Annotated in this window: 20 protein-coding genes; 19 read left to right on the top strand and 1 reads right to left on the bottom strand. The window is 35.0% G+C overall.

Annotated features, from left to right (window positions below):
* Positions 1-21: 21 nt before the first annotated feature.
* The 19 genes from E0F89_RS00950 to E0F89_RS01040 all read left to right on the top strand — a co-directional run bounded on the left by E0F89_RS00950 (position 22) and on the right by E0F89_RS01040 (position 17642).
* Positions 22-717 (top strand): ABC transporter ATP-binding protein, encoded by a 696-nt coding sequence (locus E0F89_RS00950; protein ID WP_131907996.1) that lies wholly within the window; start codon positions 22-24, stop codon positions 715-717.
* A gap of 265 nt (positions 718-982) precedes the next feature.
* Positions 983-3646: a type IX secretion system periplasmic lipoprotein PorW/SprE gene (porW, locus tag E0F89_RS00955; protein ID WP_131907997.1), complete on the top strand. Its 2664-nt coding sequence runs from the start codon at positions 983-985 to the stop codon at positions 3644-3646.
* Positions 3647-3648: 2 nt separating this feature from the next.
* Entirely contained in the window at positions 3649-4047 is a 399-nt protein-coding gene (locus E0F89_RS00960) for a bactofilin family protein (RefSeq protein WP_131907998.1), read from the top strand.
* Positions 4048-4075: 28 nt separating this feature from the next.
* The gene (locus tag E0F89_RS00965) at positions 4076-4261 is read left to right on the top strand and encodes an AtpZ/AtpI family protein (RefSeq protein ID WP_317126079.1); all 186 of its coding nucleotides are present in this window, start codon (positions 4076-4078) and stop codon (positions 4259-4261) included.
* Complete coding sequence (locus E0F89_RS00970; protein WP_131907999.1) at positions 4258-4641, top strand: hypothetical protein; 384 nt, start codon at positions 4258-4260, stop codon at positions 4639-4641. Before E0F89_RS00965 ends, E0F89_RS00970 begins: the two co-directional genes overlap by 4 nt.
* A 124-nt stretch (positions 4642-4765) precedes the next feature.
* Positions 4766-5917 carry a F0F1 ATP synthase subunit A gene (gene atpB / locus E0F89_RS00975; RefSeq protein WP_131908000.1) on the top strand — a complete coding sequence of 384 codons (1152 nt, stop codon included), beginning with the start codon at positions 4766-4768 and terminating at the stop codon, positions 5915-5917.
* A 41-nt stretch (positions 5918-5958) separates the two neighbouring features.
* Entirely contained in the window at positions 5959-6159 is a 201-nt protein-coding gene (atpE, locus tag E0F89_RS00980; RefSeq protein ID WP_026708812.1) for an ATP synthase F0 subunit C, read from the top strand.
* A 77-nt stretch (positions 6160-6236) separates the two neighbouring features.
* Entirely contained in the window at positions 6237-6728 is a 492-nt protein-coding gene (locus tag E0F89_RS00985; RefSeq protein WP_131908001.1) for a F0F1 ATP synthase subunit B, read from the top strand.
* 2 nt (positions 6729-6730) lie between these two features.
* Complete coding sequence (atpH, locus tag E0F89_RS00990) at positions 6731-7264, top strand: ATP synthase F1 subunit delta (protein ID WP_131908002.1); 534 nt, start codon at positions 6731-6733, stop codon at positions 7262-7264.
* Positions 7265-7302: 38 nt separating this feature from the next.
* Complete coding sequence (gene atpA, locus E0F89_RS00995) at positions 7303-8880, top strand: F0F1 ATP synthase subunit alpha (protein WP_131908003.1); 1578 nt, start codon at positions 7303-7305, stop codon at positions 8878-8880.
* Positions 8881-8978: 98 nt separating this feature from the next.
* The gene (atpG, locus tag E0F89_RS01000; RefSeq protein WP_131908004.1) at positions 8979-9839 is read left to right on the top strand and encodes an ATP synthase F1 subunit gamma; all 861 of its coding nucleotides are present in this window, start codon (positions 8979-8981) and stop codon (positions 9837-9839) included.
* A gap of 89 nt (positions 9840-9928) precedes the next feature.
* Positions 9929-10372: a GNAT family N-acetyltransferase gene (locus E0F89_RS01005; RefSeq protein WP_131908005.1), complete on the top strand. Its 444-nt coding sequence runs from the start codon at positions 9929-9931 to the stop codon at positions 10370-10372.
* 10 nt (positions 10373-10382) lie between these two features.
* The gene (locus tag E0F89_RS01010) at positions 10383-10844 is read left to right on the top strand and encodes a hypothetical protein (RefSeq protein ID WP_131908006.1); all 462 of its coding nucleotides are present in this window, start codon (positions 10383-10385) and stop codon (positions 10842-10844) included.
* A gap of 120 nt (positions 10845-10964) precedes the next feature.
* Complete coding sequence (locus tag E0F89_RS01015; RefSeq protein WP_131908007.1) at positions 10965-12431, top strand: lipopolysaccharide biosynthesis protein; 1467 nt, start codon at positions 10965-10967, stop codon at positions 12429-12431.
* A gap of 152 nt (positions 12432-12583) precedes the next feature.
* A complete protein-coding gene (dut, locus tag E0F89_RS01020) occupies positions 12584-13018 on the top strand; it encodes a dUTP diphosphatase (protein ID WP_131908008.1) in 435 nt (144 codons plus the stop codon).
* Positions 13019-13111: 93 nt separating this feature from the next.
* Entirely contained in the window at positions 13112-14122 is a 1011-nt protein-coding gene (locus tag E0F89_RS01025; RefSeq protein WP_131908009.1) for a sugar phosphate nucleotidyltransferase, read from the top strand.
* Positions 14123-14230: 108 nt separating this feature from the next.
* Complete coding sequence (locus E0F89_RS01030; protein ID WP_131908010.1) at positions 14231-15580, top strand: tetratricopeptide repeat protein; 1350 nt, start codon at positions 14231-14233, stop codon at positions 15578-15580.
* The gene (locus E0F89_RS01035; protein WP_131908011.1) at positions 15580-16365 is read left to right on the top strand and encodes a DUF4292 domain-containing protein; all 786 of its coding nucleotides are present in this window, start codon (positions 15580-15582) and stop codon (positions 16363-16365) included. The genes E0F89_RS01030 and E0F89_RS01035 overlap by 1 nt, the downstream gene beginning before the upstream one ends.
* Positions 16366-16388: 23 nt before the next feature.
* A complete protein-coding gene (locus tag E0F89_RS01040; protein WP_131908012.1) occupies positions 16389-17642 on the top strand; it encodes a murein hydrolase activator EnvC family protein in 1254 nt (417 codons plus the stop codon).
* Positions 17643-17825: 183 nt separating this feature from the next.
* Here E0F89_RS01040 and E0F89_RS01045 read toward each other — a convergent pair whose 3' ends face one another.
* Positions 17826-18674, bottom strand: coding sequence for a polysaccharide deacetylase family protein (locus E0F89_RS01045; protein ID WP_131908013.1), 849 nt, complete (start codon positions 18672-18674; stop codon positions 17826-17828).
* Positions 18675-18682: the final 8 nt, after the last annotated feature.

The raw sequence follows: 18682 nt of genomic DNA on the forward strand, positions 1-18682 counted from the left end.
CAACCGATTAAACTTCAAAAAATGATACAAGTAAACAACCTTTCGAAAACATACAACGGAACAACCGTATTAAAAATAGATACTTTAGAAATAAAAAAAGGCGAAAGCTTTGGATTAGTTGGCAATAACGGCGCCGGTAAAACCACTTTTTTCAGTCTCTTATTGGATTTAATCCAGCCATCCACGGGAAATATTATCAACAATGACATTCAGGTAAACACCAGTGAAAATTGGAAACCGTTCACCGCTTCTTTCTTGGACGAGAGTTTCTTAATTGGCTACTTAACTCCTGAAGAATATTTTTATTTCATTGGTGATTTACGCGGACAAAACAAAGCCGATGTTGATGCTTTATTGGCCACACATGAAGAATTTTTTAATGGAGAAATCCTTAAAAACAAGAAATATTTGCGCGATTTATCCAAAGGAAACCAGAAAAAAGTGGGCATCATTGCTACTTTAATTGGGAATCCGGAAGTCATTATTCTGGATGAACCTTTTGCTAATTTAGACCCAACCACACAATTCCGATTAAAGAAAATCATCAAGAATTTAGCCGATAATCCGGATGTAACGGTATTGGTTTCCAGCCACGATTTGTTGCACACCGTTGAGGTAAGCAACAGGATTGTCGCTTTAAACAAAGGCGAAGTGGTCAAAGACATTCAAACTTCTGAGGAAACATTGAAAGAATTAGAGCTGTTTTTTGCTGTTTAAAATTCAACGCAGCAGTCCAGGACAAAACTTTTTACCGCTAATTTGCGAATTGCATTTATTAACAGCAGTGTTCAGTTTGTGAATTAGCGTTTTAGTTTGGGCGTAACCCTTCGTAAAAACTCCGGGTCGGGCTGTGCGCTGTATCCACGCTAAAAAGCATGGGATGCCGCTTCCATCCCTTACGCACGAACGGAAAACCGAAATATGACGTCATAATTTTCACGATAGCAAAAAGAAACGTACTTTTACAAGTCAGTATACTAAAATGTCTATTTTACAGTTAATTGATAAAAACGTTTTTAAAGTGAAAGCCAATACATTTAAGCCGATATTTTTCTTTTCGTTTTTAGTTTTCTTAGTGGCATGTTCTACTAAGAAAGATACTTTCTTGGCTAGAAATTCCCACGCCCTGAGCACAAAGTATAATATTTTATACAACGGTCAGGTAGGCTTGGACAAAGGGGTTAAGCAAATTAAATCAAATAATGAGGATGATTTCTGGAAATTATTACCACCAGAAAAAATGCAAATCCTGGACGATATTAACAGTACTACAAAACCAATAAACGCCGATTTTGAATTGTCTGAAGCTAAAGCCACGAAAGCGATTCAAAAACACTCCATGAATATTGGTGGAAGGGAGAAAAACACTCAAATAGACGAAGCGTATCTCATGCTTGGTAAATCCCGTTATTACGATCAACGATTTGTTCCGGCTCTTGATGCTTTCAATTATATTTTATACAAATACCCCAACAGCAGCCGAATTTACGAAGCCAAAATTTGGCGGGAAAAAACCAATATGCGTTTAGGAAATGATGCTCAGGTTGTAAAAAACATCTCTAAATTATTGAAAGAACAGGATGTTAAAAATCAGGTTTTTGCTGATGCAAATGCACTTTTAGCGGCTTCCTTTTTAAATTTAGAAGAGAAAGATAGTGCAGTTGCTAAACTAAAAACAGCAATTGAATTCACAAAAGTAAATCAGGAAAAAGCCCGATATCGTTTTATTTTGGGACAATTGTACCAAGAATTAGGATATAAGGACAGCGCCACTTCAGCCTATCAATCGGTGATTGACATGAAAAGAAAAGCGGAGCGAAAATTTGTTATTCAGGCGCATGCTAAAAAAGCTGAATTGTTTGATTATAAAAATGGCGATTCAGATTCTTTTGTCAAAACCTTTGATAAACTCGTAAAAGACAGAGAAAACAGACCTTATAAAGATTTGATTTATCACCAAATGGCTTTATTTTATGACAATCAAAAAGAGCCAAAAAAAGCGCTGGATTTTTATAATGAATCGCTGAGAACAAATTCAAAAGATACTTATTTAGTAGCTTCAAATTATCGAAATCTAGGAAATATGTATTTTAGAACTGCGGAATATCCTTCGGCGGCGAAGTATTATGATAGTACATTGGTGAAATTGAATACTAAAACAAGAGAGTTCAGTAAAATTCAAAAAATCAGAAATAATTTGGATGAGGTAATATTATATGAGGATATTGCAAAGAGAAATGATAGTATTCTGAATGTAGTTTCGCTAAGTGAGAATGGTAGAATTTCCTATTTTGAAAATTATATTGTTAAATTAAAAGAGGCTGACGAAACCAAAAGAATTTTAGAGGAAAAGCGCAGAGAGAAACAGGAAAATATTGAAAGAAATAGCGCAATTACCACGTTAGATCCTGCATCTAACCAAGATTCGGGAATGCCTGCAAAGAAAGCTTTGATGAATCCTCCCGGCATTCCGAGTGCTTCGTCGCAGTCATCCAATACTTTTTATTTTTATAATCCAAATACAGTATCTTTTGGGAAATTAGAATTCAAAAAAGTATGGGGCGACAGAACTCTGGGCGGTAATTGGAGATTATCATCTACTACAGCAATTTCAGCTTCAGCAGACACTTTAAATACAGATAAATCAGCTTTTCAAAATGGCGCAGCAGTGGAGCAAATGGTCAAAGAATACACTACCGAATATTATTTGAAACAGCTGCCGGCAACGCAAATAGAAATAGATAACCTTGGTGTAGAACGCAATTTTGCCTATTATCAACTGGGAATTATTTATAAAGAAAAATTCAAAGAAAATAATTTGGCCATTGCTAAACTCGAGCAATTATTAAAAAACAATCCTGAGGAAAAACTGGTTCTTCCTGCAATGTATAATTTGTATAAATTATATCAAATCACCGATGCAAATAAAGCAGAAGCGATGAAAAAAAGTATAACGGCTCAATATCCGGATTCTCGTTATGTGCAAATCATAAACAACACAAACGGAAATTCGGTTGCGCTAAGCGAAACGCCTGAAAATGTTTATAATAAATGGTATAAATTATACCAGCAAGAGGAATTTGTTACAGTATTATCCAATTTAGATGCTTTGATTACTCAGTTCTCCGGAGATGAAATTGCTTCAAAATTTGAATTACTTAAGGCAAATACCATTGGGAAACTAGCAGGAGTAACGGCTTATAAAAATGCTCTGCAAAGTGTTGCCGATAATTACCCGAGCACCGAAGAGGGGAAAAATGCCCAAGAAATCCTGACGAATCAAATTCCGTTTTTAGAGAAAATGGAGTTCAGTTCTGGAAATTCAAATAACTGGAAAATATTATATCGAGTAGGTTCACGAGAGGATAAAAATACAAAAGCAATAGTGGAAAAAATTAAAATGTTTATCGCTGCTGAAAACCTACAGAAACTATATTATTCATATGACATTTACACTGAAAAAGAAAATTTCCTCACTATTCACGGAATAAAATCAGAAGCGTACGCAAAAGATATTGCATCGCTGTTGAAAGAAAATATGAAATATAAAATTGTAGATCCTGCTATTGTAGTTTCAGGTGAAAACTATAAAGTGATTCAAATTAAGAAGAATCTTGAGGTGTATTTAACGCCAAAAAACCCATAAATATGTTTGATAAGAAGCAAAAATCATATACCGATCTTTTAGGAAAAACCAACAGGATTGTTGAAGGAACTTCTATAAAAGGCGATATTATTTCGCAGGCTGATTTTAGATTAGACGGGAACTTGATTGGTAATTTTGAGTCTGGCGGAAAAATAGTTATTGGACCTGCAGGAAGCGTTACCGGCGATATCACATGTAAAAACGCTGACATTGAAGGAAAATTTGACGGGAAAATGCAAATTACCGAATTTCTGAATGTAAAGTCAAAGGCCAGTATTCATGGCGAAGTTACAGTGGGGAAATTATCCGTGGAGCCAGGAGCTGATTTCAGTGCATCTTGCGTAATGAAGATTAACACAAAAAACATACTGTTGAATGATGGCCAACGAAACACCAAATAAAAACAATTTTAATAAATGGTTGGTATTTATGGGAATTCCGTTTCAAATGGGAATTGTCATTTTCGCGTTCACTTATCTAGGTATTTGGCTGGATGAAAAATATTCGGGAGAATCGTCTTCCTTTTACACTATTATATTGTCACTATTATCAGTTTTTATAGCACTTTATAACGTAATTCGCCAAGTCAAAAATATTAATAAAAATAACGAATGATTAAAATTTTATCTTTTTTGAAGTATTTGATACCCTTCACATTGCTTTTATTTGCTGCGCAGTATTATGGGACTGCAACCTGGAGCGCACATCATGATTTCTTTAATGCTACTTGGAGCATTTATCTTTTCCTGTTTGTTTCCACATTTTTAATCTATTTGCTGTTGCTTTTTGTAAATCTAAATTTTCCGGATTTTACCGGTTTTGCATTTCTGGGCACCACTTTCGTGAAAATGATGGCGGCAGTGGTTTTTTTGATTCCATTGATTCAATCAGAAGGAAGAGAAACTAATTTAGATATAGCAGCTTTTTTCATCCCTTATTTCCTATTTTTGCTTTTTGAAACCATTTTTGCAGTACGATTAATAAATAAAAGATAAGTTGCTTGAAAATAATGCAATATGATTGTAAAATTCATTTTTTAAAATCATCATTATAATTTTCAATTAAATATGTACCTTTGCAAAAAATTTTAAAAACGTAAAATCAGATACACAATTAATAATGGTAATTTCTAAAAAATCACTTCAATTCCTGTTAGTTACTTTTCTATCGTGTATGCCGTTGGTTACTTTCGCTAATCCAACCGCGGATAGTCTTCAAAATCACACTGAAAACGCTGCTCCTGTTGCAGAAGCACACGGAGAAACAGGTCATTCTGCTGAAAAAGAATTCAATGCTACGGAGCTGATCAATGATCACATTGGTGATTCTCATGAATTTCACATTGCGGATTATGATGGTCATCCTATTACGTTTTACCTTCCTGTGATTTTATGGACAAACAACGGATTGGAAATTTTTTCTTCTGAACAATTTCACCATGATAATGAAGGACATCATGTTGTTGATGTGAACGGTCAAAAATTAGTTCGTTTCAATGAAGTTATTTTTTACGCAGATAAATTTGAAACCTTAACGGAAGATGAAAGAAAAAACGGTGCTTTTGCGTTTGATGCCAGACCACTTGATTTTTCAATCACTAAGAATGTATTCTCGATGTTGATGTCAGCTCTTATATTGTTCTTTTTGTTCCTTGCAGTAGCTCGTTCTTACAATAAAAACAAATTAGCGCCAAAAGGAATCGCTGGATTTCTGGAGCCGTTAGTGATATTCGTTAGAGATGAAATCGCTATACCTAATATTGGAACCAAAAAATACGCGAAATACATGCCGTATTTATTGACTATATTTTTCTTTATCTGGATTAACAACCTTATTGGATTGATTCCTTTTTTCCCTTTCAGTTCAAACCTTACCGGAAATATCTTCTTTACATTTGTATTAGCATTTATTACTTTTCTTGTAACTTCTTTAAGTGCCAACAAAGAGTATTGGAAACATATTTTTATGCCTCCAGTTCCTAAAGCATTATATCCTATTATGATTCCTGTTGAAATTATCGGAATGTTGACAAAACCTTTTGCATTAATGATTCGTTTGTTCGCGAATATTACTGCAGGGCATATTATCATCTTGAGTTTAGTCTCGTTGATTTTTATATTCAAAACAGTAGCCGTTGCGCCTATTTCTGGAGCTTTCGTATTGTTCATGAGTGTACTTGAAATGTTGGTTGCGGCGTTGCAGGCTTATGTCTTCACGTTGTTGACAGCGTTGTTTATTGGTCAGGCCGTAGCAGAGCATGATCATCATTAAAATGTGTTTTATTAATTATTAACTATATTAAATTTAGTATTATGGTATTAGCTGGAATCGGAGCTGGATTAGCTGTTATTGGTGCAGGTCTAGGTATTGGAAAAATTGGTGGTTCTGCAATGGACGCTATTGCTCGTCAACCTGAGGCTGCTGGAAAAATCCAGACTGCTATGATTATTGCTGCTGCACTTATTGAAGGTGTTGCACTTTTCGCAGTAGTTGTTGCGTTGATCGCACAATAATTAAAATCTAAAACTTCCTGATACGGTTGGTATCAGGGAGTTTTTATTTCTAAAACAAACTTTTTAAATATAAAAATATGAATTTAACAGCACCAGAGAGTTTAATTTTTTGGACCTCGATCATCTTTATAGTTTTCTTTATCCTTTTAAGAAAATTTGCTTGGAAACCAATTCTTGGCGCAGTAAAAGGTAGAGAAGATTCAATCAATGACGCTTTATCTTCAGCGGAAACTGCTCGCAGAGAAATGCAAAATCTTACTGCAGAAAACGAACGTATTCTTCAGGAAGCAAGATTAGAGCGTGATTCTCTATTGAAAGAAGCACGTGAAATGAGAGAAAAAATGATCGCTGATTCTAAAGCTGATGCACAAGCAGAAGGCGCAAGAATGATCGAACAAGCTAAAACAGCTATCTTAGCAGAAAAAAATGCGGCTATGGCTGAATTGAAATCACAAGTTTCATCATTGTCATTGAGTATTGCTGAAAAAGTATTAAAAGATGAATTATCTAACAAAGAAGCTCAAACAAAATTGATTGAGAATATGTTAGGTGACGTTAAATTGAACTAATTATGGCAAGTACAAGAGCAGCAATTCGTTATGCAAAAGCAATTTTGGACTTAGCAAACTCAAAAAATGTTGCCGAAGCAGTAAGCAGCGATATGAATACTATTGCTACCACTATTAATGGAAATTTAGAATTGAGCACTTTTATTCAAAACCCTACTATTAAAGTTGCGGTGAAAGAAAATGCATTGTTAGAAGTTTTTGCAGGTATCAATGGTGTAACTCAAGGGTTGTTTCATTTGTTATTTGAAAACAAAAGATTCGAAATATTAGGAGCTATTGCTACTGAATATGGTAAATTATCTGACTTAGAAAATGGTATTGAGCTGGCACAAGTGACTACTGCTATTCCTATGGATGCAGCTTTAGAAGCACAAGTTTTAGCGAAAGTGGCAACACTTTCAGATAAGAAAATAACAATTGAAAACATAGTAGACCCTGCAATTATTGGAGGTTTTATTTTGAGAATAGGTGATAAGCAATACAACGCTTCAGTTGCCAACAGATTACAAGTATTAAAAAGAGAGTTAAGTAATTAGTTTTATTGCACATTTAAGTGTTTAAATTATAAATTAAGATGGCGGAAATCAAACCTGCTGAAATTTCAGCAATATTAAGAAAGCAAGTAGAAGGTTTTGAATCTGGTGCTACACTAGAAGAAGTAGGAACCGTACTTCAAGTTGGAGATGGTATTGCTCGTATTTACGGGCTTTCTAATGTTCAATATGGAGAGTTAGTTGAATTTGACAATGGATTAGAAGCTATTGTTTTGAATCTTGAAGAAGACAATGTAGGTGTGGTACTTTTAGGACCATCTACAGGAATCAAAGAAGGTTCAACTGCAAAAAGAACACAACGTATTGCTTCTCTTAAAGTAGGAGAACAAATGGTAGGTCGTGTAGTAAACACACTTGGTTTTCCAATTGATGGAAAAGGACCAATTGGTGGAGATTTATACGAGATGCCTTTGGAAAGAAAAGCTCCTGGAGTTATCTTCCGTCAACCCGTTACTGAACCATTACAAACAGGTATCAAAGCAGTAGATGCTATGATTCCAGTAGGTCGTGGACAACGTGAGCTAGTTATTGGTGACCGTCAAACAGGTAAATCAACTGTTTGTATCGATACGATCTTAAATCAAAAAGAATTTTATGATGCTGGGAAACCAGTATTCTGTATATATGTTGCAATTGGACAAAAAGCGTCTACTGTAGCAGGAATTGCTAAAATGTTAGAAGAAAAAGGAGCAATGGCTTATACCATTATTGTTGCTGCTAATGCTTCTGATCCAGCTCCAATGCAAGTATATGCTCCTTTCGCAGGTGCTGCAATTGGAGAGTATTTTAGAGATTCAGGTCGTCCGGCTTTAATTGTTTATGATGATTTATCTAAACAAGCTGTAGCTTATCGGGAGGTTTCTCTTTTATTAAGAAGACCACCGGGACGTGAAGCATATCCTGGAGACGTTTTCTACTTACATAGTCGTTTATTAGAGCGTGCTTGTAAAGTTATTGCTGATGATGGAATTGCTAGAAACATGAATGACTTACCAGATTCATTGAAGTCAATTGTAAAAGGTGGTGGTTCATTGACTGCTTTACCAATTATTGAAACTCAAGCTGGTGACGTTTCTGCATATATCCCAACAAACGTAATTTCGATTACAGATGGTCAAATTTTCCTTGATGGAGATTTGTTTAACTCTGGAGTTCGTCCTGCAATTAACGTAGGTATTTCGGTATCTCGTGTTGGAGGAAATGCACAAATTAAATCAATGAAAAAAGTAGCAGGTACTTTGAAACTGGATCAAGCACAATTCCGTGAATTGGAAGCGTTTGCTAAATTTGGTTCTGATTTAGATGCAGTAACTTTAAACGTAATTGAAAAAGGAAAAAGAAACGTTGAAATCTTGAAACAAGGTTTGAACGATCCGTATACTGTTGAAGATCAAGTTGCGATTATCTATGCTGGTTCTAAAAACTTATTGAGAAAGGTTCCTGTGAACAAAGTAAGAGAATTTGAGAAAGATTTCTTGGAATTCTTGAACAACAAACACAGAGCTACTCTTGATGCGTTGAAAGCAGGAAAATTAACAGATGAAATTACAGATGTAATCGAAACTGTAGCAAAAGAATTATCAGCAAAATATAACTAAAACTAGTCAAAAGTTGTAAAGTCGAAAGTCTTAAAGTCAGTTAATCTGCTTTCGAGGACTTTAGACTTTACGACTTTACGACGTTAGACTAATATAAAATGGCAAATTTAAAGGAAATCCGTAATAGAATTACTTCCGTTTCATCTACGATGCAAATTACATCAGCGATGAAAATGGTTTCTGCAGCAAAGCTAAAGAAAGCACAAGATGCAATCACAGCAATGCGCCCTTATGCCGAAAAATTAACGGAATTATTGCAAAATCTTTCTGCTACACTGGAAGGTGATGCTGGTGGAGAGTTTACAACGCAACGCGAAATCAAGAAAGTATTACTTGTTGTAGTTACTTCTAACAGAGGTTTGGCAGGTGCTTTTAATACAAATGCAATCAAAGGGGCTAAAAGCCGTGCTGAATTTTATGCAGGTAAACAAGTGGATGTTTTTGCCATTGGTAAAAAAGGAAACGATGTTTTGAGCAAAACATTGCCGATTATAGCTAATGAAAGCGCTGTTTTTGATGATTTGACTTTTGATAATGTGGCTAAAATTGCAGATTCACTAATGGAGAAATTCATTGCTGGTGAGTACGATAAAATTGAGTTGATCTACAATCAATTTAAAAATGCAGCTACACAAATCGTTCAAACCGAACAATTTTTGCCTTTAGCACCTATAAAATCTGATCTTACAGTAACACCTGGTGATTATATTTTTGAGCCATCTAAAGAAGAAATCGTGTTGACATTAATTCCTAAATCTTTGAAAACACAGTTGTATAAAGGGATTCGTGATTCATTCGCTTCAGAGCACGGAGCGCGTATGACTGCCATGCACAAAGCAACTGATAATGCTACAGAATTGAGAAATCAATTGAAATTGACTTATAATAAAGCGCGTCAGGCTTCTATTACTAATGAAATCCTAGAGATTGTTGGTGGAGCAGAAGCATTGAACGGGTAATATAGTAATGATTCGAAATATATAAAGAGTCACGCATAGCGTGACTCTTTTTTTGTTTAATTTTATCGTTTAAAATAATTCCACGAAGAATGAATTTAGAAATTAGAGAGCTGACAACAATACAAGAAATGCTTGCTCAATACGAAGTCATGCAACATTTATACACCAATTTCACTAAAGAAAAATACGAATCGTATCTTACAGAAATGATTCCGCATAATTACAAACAGGTAGCAGTTTTTGAAAATGAGCTTTGTGTTGGACTTTCAGGATTATGGTCCGGGACTAAATTATGGTCTGGTAAATATATGGAAATTGACAACTTTATTGTGCATCCGAAGCACCGTAAAAAAGGCATTGGTAAAATGATGACGGATTATGTCGATGCTAAAGCAAAAGAATTGGGCTGTACGATGATTGTTTTGGATGCTTTTACCGGAAATTTTACCGCGCATCGCTTTTATTACAATCAAGGATATGTTCCAAAAGGATTTCACTTTCTCAAGATTTTAAACGAAGAAGGATTAAGTTAAAATGAAAATTATGAAAAAATATAAAATAATTGGTTTCTTATTGATTACCGCTATCAGCCTTACTTTTTGTGCCATGAAACAAGAACTTCAGAAGGAATTTCCTCAAGAAATCCAATCCTTATTTTACCAAAAAGAGAAAAATGGAGCCGAAAGCAGCGGAACTCATTTTTACATGGAATTCAAAAAACCTCTTGCGGCAAACCTAAAATTGGAGAAAATCTATTTTCATAATCAAGAATCTCCTGTTGAAGAAATCACTAAAAATACCTTTGTGGCACATTTTTTTCAAAGTATTACAAAGGAAGATGTCATCATGGATAGTAATCCTGCTAAGGAATACGGCAACAAAGCACCGGTCATTCAAAAATCTAAATTTGATTTAAAATCCAATGAAGCAATTTTGGAGTACAAAAAAGACAATAAAACTGCTTTTTATAAAATAACGAATGTGAAGGAAAAGCCATTGCGATAATTTTAGTGAAATGAATTGCTTTTATTGTGATCGTACTGTTCCAAAACAAACATTCACTTCATCGGAATAATCCAAAGAATTAGTTATTTTTGCTTCCTTAATTTTAATAAAGACACCATTTTGGGATTATATAAAAATCTTTTTAAACAGACCGCCATTTACGGATTAGCAACGGTTGTCCCGCGAATGTTCAGTTTTTTATTGGTGCCTTTATACACGGATTTACTCCCAAAAGCAGAATACGGAAAAGTTTCCATCATTTTTGCGTACATGATTTTTTTCAACGTCATTCTTGCATACGGAATGGAAACTGCTTTTTTTAGATTCTATAATAAGGAAACTAATAAGAAGTCAGTGGTAGAAACCACCTCGATTTCGATTTTTTGGACTTCCATAACATTCTTGTTTATATCGTTATTGTTTCGAAACACCTTATCTCTTTGGTCCGGAATAGACGAACAATACATCAGCTACGCCATTTGGATTTTGGTGCTCGATGCTTTGGTGATTGTTCCGTTCTCTAAATTAAGGGTCAATCAGCAACCCGTAAAATACGCAATAATCAAAATAGGAAATGTCGTCGTCAATCTGTTTCTGAATCTTTTCTTTTTAAGTTATTTACCCGCTATTGCAGAATCAAATCCAGACAGTATTTTACGCTCTATTTACCTGGAAGATTTTCAAATAGGTTATATTTTTGTGTCCAATATTGTTGCGAGCTTATTTACGTTTATAGTGCTGTCACCCAATTATTTCAAATTGAAATGGCATTTTGATTACCAATTATTCAAACGAATGATGCAGTATGGTATGCCCATAATGGTTGCCGGAATCGCTTTTGCCATTAACGAACAATTCGATAAAATACTTTTGAGCCGTTTATTGCCTCCTGATATTGCCGACGCTGAAGTAGGTGTATATAACGCCTGTTACAAGCTTGGTTTGTTTATGGTTTTGTATCGTACGGCGTACACATTGGGAATAGAACCTTTCTTTTTTAGTCACTCGGATAGTCAAGATGCACCACAAACGTATGCTACAATTACCAAATATTTTATCATTTTTGGGTCTTTTATATTACTGTCTGTCATCGTTTTTGCTGATGTGTTGAAAGTCATCATGATTCGGGATGAGTCTTACTGGGAAGCTATGAAAGTAGTGCCGTTGATTATCCTGGCCAACTTTTTCTTAGGAATTTACACTAATCTTTCCGTTTGGTACAAACTAATAGACAAAACATATATTGGCGCCTATATTTCCATTGTGGGAGCCATAATCACACTCGCGTTAAATTTCCTGCTAATCCCAACGATGAGTTATTACGGGTCGGCAATTGCCACCATTGCAGCGTATGGAAGCATGATGACCATTTCCTATTATTTCGGGAATAAATACTATCCAATTCCGTACGATTTCAATAAAATCATGATGTATCTATTGATTTCAGTAGGATTTTCGGCGATTTCCTTTTATGGTTTCAGAGAGAATTATTACGTTGGAATCTCTTTATTACTCGTCTTTATGTATTTTATATACCACAACGAAAAAGAATTACTAACTAAAATGCTAAACCGAAAAAAGAATTAGATTATAATTTTCAGGAGCTATTTCCTGCTTTTTGCTGTATCTTTTCTTTTTTAAAGAAAAAAAGAAAAGGATGCCGCTTCAATCAGGGCTAAAAACAGTACGGAGAAGTCGCGACTTGTCCCTTCTATATCCATATTTTAAATAAAGAAACAATGACAATAAACATAATCAACAAATCACAGCATGCCTTGCCTAACTATGAAACCATAGCCTCGGCAGGAATGGACTTACGAGCCAACTTATCGGAATCCATAACACTAAAACCACTGGGAAGAGCCATCGTAAAAACAGGTCTTTTCATCGAATTACCCATAGGTTTCGAAGCGCAAGTGCGTCCAAGAAGCGGTCTGGCTGCCAAAAACGGTATCACGGTCCTGAATGCTCCCGGAACAGTAGATGCCGATTATCGTGGCGAAATTGGAGTTATTTTAGTAAATTTATCAAATGAAGATTTCGTTATCCAAAACGGAGAACGCATTGCTCAGCTTATCATCGCAAAACACGAACGCGCAGAGTGGATTCAAGTGCAGGAACTGACAGAAACCTCCAGAGGCGAAGGCGGTTTTGGAAGTACCGGAGTAAAATAAATTAATTTAACAATTCAAAGATTAAATAATTGAAAGATTTTTGATTCTAATTTTTCAATCTTTTAATTTTTCAATCCTTTAATAAAAAAAAACATGAAAATAATTGTCCCAATGGCCGGCCGTGGATCACGCCTTCGCCCACATACGTTAACTATTCCTAAACCATTAATTCCTATCGCGGGAAAACCAATCGTGCATCGTTTGGTGGAAGATATTGCGGGTGTTTTGAACCAAGATATCGAAGAAGTAGCTTTTATTATCCACGAAAGTTTTGGTAAAAAAGTAGAAGAGGAATTAATTGCTATCGCACAAAAATTAGGTGCCAAAGGAACTATTTATTATCAAAACGAAGCTTTAGGAACAGGCCACGCGATTATGTGTGCCAAAGATTCTTTGAGCGGACCCGCAGTTATCGCGTATGCAGATACATTAATTCGTGCGGATTTCGATTTAGATAAAAATGCCGACAGCGTAATCTGGGTAAAACAAGTTGATCAACCGGAAGCTTTTGGAGTAATCAAATTAAATGACAAGAATGAAATTGTCGAACTGGTTGAGAAACCAGCAACATTTGTTTCAGACCTTGCCGTAATTGGAATTTACTATTTTAAAGAGGTGGAAGTGCTAAAAAACGAACTACAGTTAGTGTTAGACAACAACATTATCCATGGTGGGGAATATCAAATAAATGACGGAATTAAGCAAATGATGGCAAAAGGCATGAAATTTGTTCCCGGTAAAGTGGACGAATGGATGGATTGCGGCAACAAAAATGTAACTGTGGAAACCAATTCCAGAATGTTAGGTTTCTTGCATAATGACGGAGCACATTTAGTAGACGTTGACGTTAAGTTAGATAATTCGACTATAATTCCGCCTTGTTATATTGGTAAAGATGTGGTATTGACAAACGCAACTGTCGGCCCAAATGTATCTTTAGGAGATGGATGTCATGTGAAAGACAGCACCGTAAAAAACAGTTTAGTACAAACCCATTCTCATATAAAAAATGCAAAACTAGACAATGCGATGATAGGAAATCATGCGAGTTTCGATGGTAATTTTACCAGCATTAGTATTGGAGATTATTCAGTTTTAGAATAATATTCTGCCACCGATTCACAGATTTGCAGTTTTTTTAATCTGTGAATCGGTGGCTAAAAATTAAAAAGCTTTTATCAAAATTCTACAGAATTGGGTTTAAATAAAAACATGAAAAATAAGGCTTTCTTACTGTTTATTCTGGGAATTATATTATTCCCTGTTTTGCTGTGGGCACAAACGGAACCGGAGGAAATCAAACTTGAAACGAATCAGTTTCAAGAGCTTTTTTATGAATCGTTGCTTCAAAAAGGGATTGAGAATTATGATAAAGCAATAGTGGCTTTGGATAAAGCCATGAAGATTAAACCCAATGAACCAACCGTTTACTATGAACTGGGAAAGAATTATTTAGCATTAAAAGAGTATAAAAACGCCTATAATTCCTTTGAAAGCGCCACTAAAATTGATCCTAGAAACAAATGGTTCTGGGTGGGAATGTATGATGTGAGTTATGAAACCAAAAATTTCAGTCAGGGAATTATCGTGATCAACAAATTGATTGAATTTGATCCAAAATACAAAGAAGATTTGACATCACTTTACATGGCGACAAATGAATATGAGAAAGCACTAGCGTTAATACAGGAGCTCAATGAAACTTTCGGAAAAACAGACCGAAGAGAGTTATACAAAAGCCAGATTTTATCAGGAGGGAAATTCCAGAATATGGAGATTACAAACCTGGAAGAGCTGATTGTTAAAAATCCACAAGAAGAATCCAATTATATTAGTTTGATATTTTTATATTCTAAAAATAATGAAGACGCAAAAGCTTTTGAAATAGTCAAAAAACTGGAGAAAGCAATCCCAAATTCAGAGTGGGCGCAAGTGAGTTTATTTAAGAACTATTTGGATGCTAATGACGCACCAAAAGCGATAAAAGCAATGAATATTGTTTTGGCCAGTGCCAAAATAGATTCTAAAATTAAACACAGAATTCTGAATGAGTTTCTGATTTTTACAGACAAGAATCCGCAATATTCTGCTGATTTAGAGAAAGCTGTCAGCTATTTCGACAATGATACTTCCGTGGATGTAGCCAAAGAAATAGGGAAGTTTTTCCATACTAAAAAACAATGGGACAAAGCCATCATTTATTATGAAAAGTCGGTTAGCAAGGGATTAGGCGATACTGTCGAAACGAATTTGCTGTTGCTTCAAGCGCATACAGAGCTGAATCAATTTGATGCAGTAGCTAAGAAAGCCATGGAGTTGGTAGAGACTTTTCCAACTCAACCGCAGTTTTATTATTATGCAGGTTTGGCTAACAATCAGCTGCAACAATTTAAAAAAGCGAAAGAATTTTTAGAAATAGGCATGGATTATGTAGTGGAGAACAAGGAATTGGAAATAAATTTCAATATCCAGCTTGGAGAAGCGTTCAATGGCTTGGGAGAATTCAAGAAAAAAGACTTGTTTTTTGCTAAAGCCAATCAATTATTAAAACAAAAAAAATAATGAAAAAAATTGCAATATTAGTATTACTTACTGTTTTTATGGTGTCTTGTAAGTCCAAAGCCATTGCCGTTGCAGCCAGCAATGAGCCAGTTGCGGAGGCAGGATATATGTCGGCTAAAAAAATAATAGAAAAACATTATAACAATAAAAGCGAATTTTCTACATTATATATTAAGTCCAGTGCACGATACGCCGATGATAAGCAGACGCAAAATGTTACTGCTGAAATTAAAATTAAAAAGGATGAACAAATTTTGGTGAGCATTCGTTTTTTGGGAATCACAATGGCTAAGGCATTGATTACTCCAACCACGGTTAGCTATTATGAAAAATTAAACGGTAAGTACTTTGAGGGAGATTTCAGTAGTTTAAGCCAATGGTTGGGAACTGATTTGGATTTTAATAAAATTCAGAATATGTTGCTAGGCCAGGCAATTGATGATTTGACCAAAGGGAAATATTTGGAAACGTTATTGGAACAAACGTATCGATTGGATGATACTTCGAATAAAAACACGAAAAAATCGTTCTTTTTGGATGCCGATAAATTTTTAGTTCAAAAACAAGAAATTACACAAACTGCTGAAGAGCGAATGATCAAAGTAGCGTATTCTGACAATAAAGTGTACAATCAGGCAACATTGCCAACAAGTGTATTAATCAATACTTTTCAGAAGAAAGGAAACACCGAAATCAATCTGGAATACAACTCTGTAACTTTCAATGAAGAACTTTCTTTTCCATATAGTGTTCCAAATGGGTACAAAAGAATTATAATTAAGTAAATTAGCAAAAATATTTTTTCAATATGCCAAAATTTCTCCTAAGCCTAATTTTTATCTGTATGACTTCATTACTGTGGAGTCAGGAATCACAACAAGAAAAATTAGAAGAACGTAAAGCTCAAATTCAAAAAGAAATTCGAGAAAATGAAAAGTTATTACAATCTGTAAAGAAAAAAGAAAAATCTGCTGTCAACGTAGTAATCATTCAAAGCACTAAAATAAAGCTTAAAGAAAAATTAATAAACACAACTGAAAAGCAAACCAAATTGCTGAGTAATGACATGTATATTAATCAAGTTCAGATTAATAAATTGAAAAAAGAATTGGCAGAACTTAAGGAGGATTATGCCGAAATGATTGTCAAATCCTATAAAAGCCGTTCATCGGAAAGTAGAGCGATGTTTTTATTGTCATCTGAAAACTTTTTACAGGCATACAAAAGAGCACAGTACATGAAGCAGTACACCAGCTACAGAAAAATGCAGGGTGAAGAAATAAAAACGAAGTCCAATAAGCTTACTGATTTCAATCAAAAATTGAATGTACAAAAAACAGCAAAACAAAAACTGATTGCTGAAAATGAAAAAGAGCGTCTTTCACTTGAAAAAGAGAAACAAGAACAACTGAAGTTAGTAAGCGTTCTCCAAAAAGATAAAAATAAGATTGCTCAGGAGATTAGAAAAAGACAACAAGAATTCAAGAAAATTGACAGACAAATCAATAAATTGATTCGGGAAGCAATTGCTGCAGCTAATAGAAAAGCTGCCTTAGAAAGAGCTAAAGCTAATCCGAGTGCACCGGTTTCTAGAGCAGCCGTGTCATCCTCAAAAATTGAGCTGACGCCTGAATCTAAAATTATTGCAGATAATTTTAGAGCCAACAGAGGAAGATTGCCGTATCCTGTGGAAAAAGGATATGTATCACTAGGATACGGAAACCAAACGCATCCTTTGTTCAACACGATTACGGTGCATAACAGCGGTGTGGAAATCACCACTGATAAAGGAGCAAATGCCAGAGCCGTTTTTGGCGGAGAAGTAACCAGTGTTATCGTATTGTCACCCGTAAACAAAGCGGTAATGATACAACACGGAGATTACTTCACGGTGTATCAGAATTTAAGCTCCGTGAATGTGAGCAAAGGGGATAAAGTAAGTATAAAGCAAAGTTTGGGGAAAGTAAGAACCAATGGGGAAACAGGAAAAACAATCATTAAATTCTTAATCCTCCAGAATACTACTTATAATAATCCTCAGGGTTGGTTGTCCCCTCGTTAAGAAGTATTCTTTTACAAATAAAAAAGCACTATTATATTCAATGGAATATAATAGTGCTTTTTTTATAAAAGATATTTTAGCTAAGAAAGGTTTTTAAAGTAAGAGATAAACATTACTATTGATTTTGTCAACTCATTAAAACTGATTTAGCTTTAAATTTCACAGATTAACTAAATATATATGTTATTCTGTTTTAGTAAAAGACGAATTGATAGATTTCATCATTCCTTCAGTAGACCAAGTTCCGGAAACAATAATACGTCTGATGGTATATAATGGATCTACAGCGTCTCTTTTGGTTGCTAAAATATAAGCCATTTCATAACCACTTTTCTTAATTTCAGGAATTGCTGCCGTATTCCATAAACCAAAAGGATACGCAAAATCTGTAACCGGCTTACCTATGATTTCCTCAAGTTTTGCTTTTGGTTTTACTAACTGTGTATTCCAGTCGTCGCCACTGTATTTAGTTACCATATGGTGATCCCAAGTATGTGCACCTACCACATGCCCGTCATCAGATAAGGTTTTGATTTGCTCTCTGCTCATATATCCAGGACGGTTAATGGATACTGTCATTATAAAAAACACGCCTTTGAAACCATATTTTTTCATCTCGGTTGCGCCAATACTGAATTGTTCTTCCCTTGTATCATCAAAGGTAATCATTACTGGATTTGATGGTAACGGTACATCATATAAGAGATAGTCGTTCAATTGTTTCGGTAAAATACTATGATAACCGGCATCAGATAAGGCTTTCATTTGCTGTGCGAAGTTTGCTGGTGAAACCGTATATGTTTTTGTCATTTCACCATCACCCGCTTTCAATTCTTTAATATTATGATAACATAAAATGGGCACTTCTTTTTTGGAAAGAATAGTCGCGGCATTAGCAGCTACTTTTTTTGGAGCAATAATTTTTGCTGGAGCAGCAACAAGCGGCACCTCAGGAACTATTTTACGCGGTTCTGATTGGCAGCCCACCAATAACAAAAGTCCAACGAAAACGGAATAAAGAATATTTTTCATGAATACAA

The sequence above is a fragment of the Flavobacterium caseinilyticum genome, from assembly GCF_004349085.1.
Taxonomy (GTDB): domain Bacteria; phylum Bacteroidota; class Bacteroidia; order Flavobacteriales; family Flavobacteriaceae; genus Flavobacterium; species Flavobacterium caseinilyticum.

What these genes read in the sequence shown, in the direction of transcription:
- E0F89_RS00950 (WP_131907996.1), top strand. Translation starts at nt 22, where the DNA reads ATGATACAAGTAAACAACCTTTCGAAAACATACAACGGAACAACCGTA.
- porW (WP_131907997.1), top strand. Translation starts at nt 983, where the DNA reads ATGTCTATTTTACAGTTAATTGATAAAAACGTTTTTAAAGTGAAAGCC.
- E0F89_RS00960 (WP_131907998.1), top strand. Translation starts at nt 3,649, where the DNA reads ATGTTTGATAAGAAGCAAAAATCATATACCGATCTTTTAGGAAAAACC.
- E0F89_RS00965 (WP_317126079.1), top strand. Translation starts at nt 4,076, where the DNA reads ATGGGAATTCCGTTTCAAATGGGAATTGTCATTTTCGCGTTCACTTAT.
- E0F89_RS00970 (WP_131907999.1), top strand. Translation starts at nt 4,258, where the DNA reads ATGATTAAAATTTTATCTTTTTTGAAGTATTTGATACCCTTCACATTG.
- atpB (WP_131908000.1), top strand. Translation starts at nt 4,766, where the DNA reads ATGGTAATTTCTAAAAAATCACTTCAATTCCTGTTAGTTACTTTTCTA.
- atpE (WP_026708812.1), top strand. Translation starts at nt 5,959, where the DNA reads ATGGTATTAGCTGGAATCGGAGCTGGATTAGCTGTTATTGGTGCAGGT.
- E0F89_RS00985 (WP_131908001.1), top strand. Translation starts at nt 6,237, where the DNA reads ATGAATTTAACAGCACCAGAGAGTTTAATTTTTTGGACCTCGATCATC.
- atpH (WP_131908002.1), top strand. Translation starts at nt 6,731, where the DNA reads ATGGCAAGTACAAGAGCAGCAATTCGTTATGCAAAAGCAATTTTGGAC.
- atpA (WP_131908003.1), top strand. Translation starts at nt 7,303, where the DNA reads ATGGCGGAAATCAAACCTGCTGAAATTTCAGCAATATTAAGAAAGCAA.
- atpG (WP_131908004.1), top strand. Translation starts at nt 8,979, where the DNA reads ATGGCAAATTTAAAGGAAATCCGTAATAGAATTACTTCCGTTTCATCT.
- E0F89_RS01005 (WP_131908005.1), top strand. Translation starts at nt 9,929, where the DNA reads ATGAATTTAGAAATTAGAGAGCTGACAACAATACAAGAAATGCTTGCT.
- E0F89_RS01010 (WP_131908006.1), top strand. Translation starts at nt 10,383, where the DNA reads ATGAAAAAATATAAAATAATTGGTTTCTTATTGATTACCGCTATCAGC.
- dut (WP_131908008.1), top strand. Translation starts at nt 12,584, where the DNA reads ATGACAATAAACATAATCAACAAATCACAGCATGCCTTGCCTAACTAT.
- E0F89_RS01025 (WP_131908009.1), top strand. Translation starts at nt 13,112, where the DNA reads ATGAAAATAATTGTCCCAATGGCCGGCCGTGGATCACGCCTTCGCCCA.
- E0F89_RS01030 (WP_131908010.1), top strand. Translation starts at nt 14,231, where the DNA reads ATGAAAAATAAGGCTTTCTTACTGTTTATTCTGGGAATTATATTATTC.
- E0F89_RS01035 (WP_131908011.1), top strand. Translation starts at nt 15,580, where the DNA reads ATGAAAAAAATTGCAATATTAGTATTACTTACTGTTTTTATGGTGTCT.
- E0F89_RS01040 (WP_131908012.1), top strand. Translation starts at nt 16,389, where the DNA reads ATGCCAAAATTTCTCCTAAGCCTAATTTTTATCTGTATGACTTCATTA.
- E0F89_RS01045 (WP_131908013.1), bottom strand. Translation starts at nt 18,674, where the DNA reads ATGAAAAATATTCTTTATTCCGTTTTCGTTGGACTTTTGTTATTGGTG.